Raw genomic sequence first — 6,000 nt, 5'->3', positions numbered from 1 at the left:
TAAAATTGGCCGCAAGGAAGGAAAGGAGGAGCTGTTATGCTGTTACAAGATATTCAGAAAAAAGTGAATGAATTTACTTTAAACAGCCCGAAAAATATAGTGGAAAAGCTAGAAACAATTTCGACACCGCCCACTTCCTATAATAGGATGCAGATCTGGGATTTACCTTTGATTGGGGTTGCAAGCGCTACAGATGGATTATGGGAAACATTTAAACAGCCTGATATTATAGGATCTCATCACATGAATCCACACGAATGGATGCCAGGTGCCAAGTCTGTCATTGTCTACTTTCTACCGTATACACAAAGAATTCGCGAGGCGAACCGGATTCAAGGAGTAACGGCCACAGAATGGCTTTATGGGCGATGGGAAGGGGAGATACTCAATATGGCTTTACGCCGGTTTATTGTCGAACTGGTTGAAAAAGCTAGGCATCATGCGCTGGCCCCCCTTTTGGATGAACGTTTTGCAATCGTTAATTTACGCAGTAATTGGTCGGAACGGCACGCTGCATTTGTTGCAGGCCTCGGTACCTTTAGCTTAAGTCGGTCGTTAATTACCAGACAGGGTTCGGCCGGGCGGTGCGGCAGCGTAATTGTGGATTTTCATTTAGACCCTACACAACGGGCGTACACAGAGGTTGATGAATATTGTTCACACTGCGGGGCTTGCACCAAGCGTTGCCCGGCGCAGGCCATTGATAAGGCTGGTAAAGATAACCAAATTTGCCAGGAGTATATTGGAAGAGAGAAAGAAATATATGTTCCCCGCTACGGATGTGCCAAATGTCAGACGCGGGTTCCCTGTGAAAATAAAATTCCGGTTAGACGAGGATAACCCATGGCAAATAACGGGAGAGTCATCAAATTTTCCACCTCAGTAGCCGGTATGATGTTCCCGGCATACAGCGTATATGCTGAGACAAAGGGAGCTGTTGAGCAATTTACACGTCAATTAGCAAAAGAATTTGGACCTAAGGGAATTACGATAAATGCGGTTGCTCCTGGGCCAGTTAATTCTGAACTGTACCACAATTTAATAGATACATAAAACGAGTTCATGAAACTAAGCATATAAATTAATAAAAGAGCGTATCTACCACTTTTCTGCTCATTTGTGCTAGGAAGTGTTAGAAAAGTGGTAGAATAGCAGAGGGGAAACGGCTTCAAAATGAATCTTCTGTATAAAACAGCCGACAATACTGGTCGGCCTAGCAATAAGATGTTAGAGTATGTGATACTTTTTATAGACGAATCTTTCAAAAAATACTATAATTTTACTTAAGAATATTTATTAGTAAAATATGGCAGTTGGCAGATGCAAGCATGATTATTTTATAAGTAAGCATTGTCGGGTGCATTTTGATAACTAGCAACGATGCTGGGCATTAGGCCTGGCTTTTTTTTATGATTTGTATGCCGAAAGGGTGGTGCTAGTATGTTCAATTCTATGCGCAATAAAATAATCACTGCATTTATCATTGTTACCACGGTCCCCTTAATACTGTTAGCTTTTTTTGTCTATGAGGAGATGGAAACGGCTCTGGAAATGGAAATAAGGGAGGGTACTAGTAAAGAAATGATCCAGATGGATCATGCGATTGGTACTATGCTGAATGGTATGAAAGAAGACTGTCAGTATTTGGCTATAAATCCGTTTATTGAAATGGCGGATACTGTGGATACATTTTATAATACACAACAAGAAAATGTACCTCCGGGCAACGACAGTGTACACGAGAAGATTTACCGGGAACTTGAACGATATGCACAGCAACATCCGGAGACAGCTTATGCCTATCTGGGAACAGAAAAAGGCGGGTTTATCGGATGGCCGCGAAGAGCTGCGCAAAAGGGCTTGGATCCGCGCAAGCGTCCCTGGTATAGGCCGGCGATAGAGGATCAGAAAGAAACTTTTCTGTCTGAACCGTATGAGACCTACGACGGTAGTAAATTTACCGTGACCGCATCTCATTTTGTACGGAATTTTGACGGCGCAGTGATCGGCGTACTGGGTATTGATGTAAGTTTGGATCAATTTACAAGAAAAATTTCGGAAATGAAAATAGGTGAAACAGGATATGTATTTATGCTCGCCAAGGATGGAACAATTATGGCTCATCCGAATCCGGAATTTTTGGGGCATAACATTGCCCAATTGGCTAGTAACGGGGTATTAACCCCAAAAGGTAGTACGACCAGTTGGAAATTTCCTGAGTATTGGCGCCTCCTGGCAGGCTCAAATACATATTTTGAAACTATGATTGAAGGGCAGAGATGCTTTGTCAATATGCAGACTTCTGGCATGAGAAACTGGACTTTAGTCACGGTAGTATCTGCAGACGAGATTGCTGGCAGGGCGAAAAAAGTCTGTATTTCTTTAGCATCTGGTACGATTGTTCTAATTATTATGATCTTGCCTTTTATTCTGGCATTTTCCTATCAACTGACTCGACGCATGGATGAATTAGTCAGGCACCTTAATCATATGGCCTGCGGCGATTTTTCAGATCGTTTGCCGGATAAGCTGCTTGCCAGCCATGATGAAATTGGCGGAGTAGCCAAGGCTATCGACTTTATGCAGATAAGCCGTCAGCAGGCTGAAAGGGAGCTGCAGGCCAGAAATAAGGAGTTGGCGGCCACTTATGGGCAATTGGCCGCGACGGAAGCTGAACTGCGTGTGCAGCTTGAACAGCTTAATATAAAAACACAAGAATTGGCTCAAAGCGAGGAACGATACCGTTTAGTGGCTGCGGGTTCGAAAGATGCAATATGGGATTGGAATATAAAAGGAAGAACGGTTGCTTTATTAGGACAATGGGCAGATAATTTTCATTTCTCACATATGTTTACAGACTGTGATATTTTCGATCCCCGTGTTGTAAATAAAATTCATCCTGACGATTTGGATAAAAGGCAGCAAAACTTGGAAGAACATTTGGCGGGAAAGACTCCTGAATACATCTGTGAATATCGAATTATAACTCAAGAAGGTGAGACGTTATGGGTGCTTGGACGCGGTAAGGTATTATTTGATGCCGATGGTAAACCCATCCGTATGGCGGGCTCTATGACAGATATAACACAGAAGAAAATGCAAAGTATGAAAATACACCATTTGGCTTACCACGATATTCTGACGGGATTGGGCAACCGTCTGTCATTTTTAGAAAAACTGTCGGCAGAATTAGATGCTCAAAATGGCCGTGGGGCAGGCGCTTTACTATTTATTGATTTAGATAATTTTAAGATGATCAATGATTCCATGGGCTACGCTGTAGGCGATCAGTTTCTGCTGCGAACCGCAAACGCTTTAAAAAAGGTTGCTCAGGAGCAATTTGTAGCGCGGTTGGGCGGAGATGAGTTTATAATTATCCTTTCCGGTGAAACTGATCGTCAGACCATAAGCGAATTTGCGCAGAAATTGATTCAAGTGGTGGGTGAGGTATGTATTTCCACCCATGATCCTTTGGCGGTGACACTCAGCATCGGCATTGCATTATATCCTGATGATGGGTGTGATACGAAATCCTTATTGAAAAATGCCGATATTGCTATGCAGTGCGCCAAAAAACAAGGCAAACATCGTTTTGAATTCTTTATAACTGATATGGAAACAGATATTATTAATAAAATGCGACTAGAAGCTGGTTTGCATAGGGCTTTGAAAAATGGCGAATTTGCTTTATATTATCAACCGATTGTTAATGCGGATAAACAGTTGGTTGCTTTTGAAGCTTTAATTCGCTGGCAAAGCCCGGACTATGGTTTGGTTTTTCCAGCACAGTTTATTCCTGTTGCCGAAGAAAGTAATTTAATTGTGGAAATTGGTGAATGGGTTTTGCAGACAGCTTGTTTATTTGGCAAGAGGCTGCATGATGCGGGTTTAACGAATGTGCATATGTCTGTTAACGTGTCAGTTAAAGAATGGCTGCAAGATGATTTTGCCGATAAAGTTGCAAGTGTTTTAGAAAAAACTGCTTTTTCCAAGGATTGTCTTATTTTAGAAATTGTCGAGACGATACTTATTGAAAATTTCAAAAAGGTGACTGATAAAATCAGTAATTTAAAGAAACAGGGAATCAGGATTTCTCTGGATGATTTCGGCACAGGTTATAGCTCTCTGACCTATCTCAGCGAATTACCTGTAAATACCATTAAAATTGACAAATCCTTTGTGGATGCTTTGCTGGAGAAAAGAAATTATGCAGCCATTGTGGGAACGGTTATTCAGTTGGCACATAAAATGGGATTTGACGTTGTCGCAGAGGGGGTTGAAACGACAGAACAAATGTCATTTTTACAGGAACTGAAGTGTGATAGAATGCAAGGTTATCTCATCAGCAGACCTTTGGCGGAAGATAAAATATGGAAAAAATATTGTTAGGGTATGACATATACAAATCCACCGTTAGGCATGGAGAGACTGTAGATGATGTGATGAACCGATCGGATGCCGTTATATGAGGGTAAACGTATAGGACGAAATTGTGCAATGGCACTTGCATAGGTGATGGTGTTTGTCTAATTTATACTGCAAATATTTGCAGGAGATTCCCCCCTTTTCATCGAAGGATGTATAAAAATGGTAAAAGGGAGATCGTATGGATTTACAAGATAAAATAATAAATCGATTAATAGAGAAAAGAGCAGATATGGATTGCCCAGTATGCGGATATAGTAAAGGTACAACCCGTCAAAATAGTTTTGTTTATTTGCCGATTAAAGATGAGCAAGATGGTGGAATAACGACAATAAGATGTATGTACATGACATGTGGTAATTGTGGACATATTACCCTGTTTGATACAGACGTTGCTTTAAAATAACTTGGATGCTAAAATAAAAAAAGCAGCCCGTTAAGGCTGTTTTTGTTTTAGATACTAATATCTATTACGTTTGAACTTGAGAGAGGATTGACTGCTTCGGTTTTATTAAGTGATTCAACAGTGCTGTCCAGTGCTTCTGAAACGGTACCGGTAACCGATTGTGAAGCACTATCCATTTCCTTTTTCAAAAGAGCAGTGGTGAAGGCTGTTTTAACTGAGTAGAGACTAGATGCTGTAGAGTATTGTCCGATATTCATGGTACTCACAATATAACCCCCCATCGTAGATAATGTTATTATAAATGGACTGTGTTTGAATAATATTAACTTTTATTAATAAGACCTCTGTTGAGAGGTGGTGGATTATTATTTATCCTACTAAGTCAGGAAATTTGCAATTTAATCAAAAAATGGATGGATATAGAAAAAATATAATACTTATCTTGACATACAGTGCTAGCATATTATATACTTGGTACAAACTCAAGGGTGTGATGACTTTTGGGATGTATGTGGGCACTTGTCCCAAAGCGAGCAGGAGTGCAACCGACCATGAGCTATGTATTTATAGCTTTGTGGTCGGTTGTTTTATTTTAGAAAGGAGGCTGGATAACATCCTAAACTAAGAAGTCAAGCGTGCTTGTTGAAGAAGAGGTAGTAGAGGAATCAGCATTTGATGAAACAACATAGTTTAATGCGTTAGATGATAGATTGTTATAGCAGTCATATAAAACTAAATTTGAAATTGTGGCGTCCTGATAGGAAGCTAAAAGTTGTGAAGTATATGTGTTTTGAAGAGCAGCCTTTATTAGAGCAGGAGTTATTTCTAGTGAATAGGCAGCAGTATCAGCTGTATCAGATGATGAAGTATCAGTAGTTGTAACGGCATTAGTCGTGGCATCAATAGTAGTGTCTGAACTTGATGTTGTAGCAGAAAGTAGTGTGGATGTTGTATACGCAGAAATACTTGACACCGTTGACATTAAAGTCACATCCTTTTTTCACATAGTTGTTTATCAATTTATCTGATGCAAATATTAAAAAAATATTTACTTTTTCGAAGAAACAAGTAAGAAAAGGCCTTACCGGGGATCAGAGCCATGAAAGCTATAGCCAAAGAATTAAAAAAAGTAAGCTTTCATCACTGGTAAGGACATAAAAAAGGCCCTA

General features: G+C 40.2%; 6 protein-coding genes. 4 read left to right on the top strand and 2 right to left on the bottom strand.

Annotation, left to right across the window (positions count from 1 at the left end; all coding sequences use genetic code 11):
* Positions 1 to 36: 36 nt before the first annotated feature.
* The 4 genes from SALPA_RS10305 (at position 37) to SALPA_RS10290 (ending at position 4,831) form a co-directional block, all read left to right on the top strand.
* The gene (locus SALPA_RS10305; RefSeq protein ID WP_145093224.1) at positions 37 to 840 is read left to right on the top strand and encodes an epoxyqueuosine reductase; all 804 of its coding nucleotides are present in this window, start codon (positions 37 to 39) and stop codon (positions 838 to 840) included.
* A gap of 3 nt (positions 841 to 843) precedes the next feature.
* On the top strand, positions 844 to 1,053 hold the full coding sequence (locus tag SALPA_RS10300) for an SDR family oxidoreductase (RefSeq protein ID WP_255451132.1): 210 nt from the start codon (positions 844 to 846) through the stop codon (positions 1,051 to 1,053).
* Between the two features lie 387 nt (positions 1,054 to 1,440).
* Entirely contained in the window at positions 1,441 to 4,389 is a 2,949-nt protein-coding gene (locus SALPA_RS10295) for an EAL domain-containing protein (protein WP_145093221.1), read from the top strand.
* Positions 4,390 to 4,606: 217 nt separating this feature from the next.
* Entirely contained in the window at positions 4,607 to 4,831 is a 225-nt protein-coding gene (locus SALPA_RS10290) for a hypothetical protein (protein WP_145093219.1), read from the top strand.
* A gap of 47 nt (positions 4,832 to 4,878) precedes the next feature.
* Here the strand turns inward: SALPA_RS10290 and SALPA_RS10285 are convergent, their stop codons facing one another.
* Positions 4,879 to 5,097 carry a hypothetical protein gene (locus SALPA_RS10285; RefSeq protein ID WP_145093216.1) on the bottom strand — a complete coding sequence of 73 codons (219 nt, stop codon included), beginning with the start codon at positions 5,095 to 5,097 and terminating at the stop codon, positions 4,879 to 4,881.
* A 350-nt stretch (positions 5,098 to 5,447) separates the two neighbouring features.
* A complete protein-coding gene (locus tag SALPA_RS10280; RefSeq protein WP_145093213.1) occupies positions 5,448 to 5,813 on the bottom strand; it encodes a hypothetical protein in 366 nt (121 codons plus the stop codon).
* Positions 5,814 to 6,000 lie beyond the last annotated feature (187 nt).

It is taken from the genome of Sporomusa sp. KB1 (assembly GCF_007830295.1).
In the GTDB taxonomy this organism is placed as follows: Bacteria; Bacillota; Negativicutes; order Sporomusales; family Sporomusaceae; genus Sporomusa.
Note: the sequence above shows the minus strand (reverse complement) of the source record. Positions and strands in the feature narration are given on the sequence as shown.

Bases quoted from the DNA above. Each gene is read 5' to 3' on its own strand.
- SALPA_RS10305 (WP_145093224.1), top strand. From the start codon at position 37: ATGCTGTTACAAGATATTCAGAAAAAAGTGAATGAATTTACTTTAAAC.
- SALPA_RS10300 (WP_255451132.1), top strand. From the start codon at position 844: ATGGCAAATAACGGGAGAGTCATCAAATTTTCCACCTCAGTAGCCGGT.
- SALPA_RS10295 (WP_145093221.1), top strand. From the start codon at position 1,441: ATGTTCAATTCTATGCGCAATAAAATAATCACTGCATTTATCATTGTT.
- SALPA_RS10290 (WP_145093219.1), top strand. From the start codon at position 4,607: ATGGATTTACAAGATAAAATAATAAATCGATTAATAGAGAAAAGAGCA.
- SALPA_RS10280 (WP_145093213.1), bottom strand. From the start codon at position 5,813: ATGTCAACGGTGTCAAGTATTTCTGCGTATACAACATCCACACTACTT.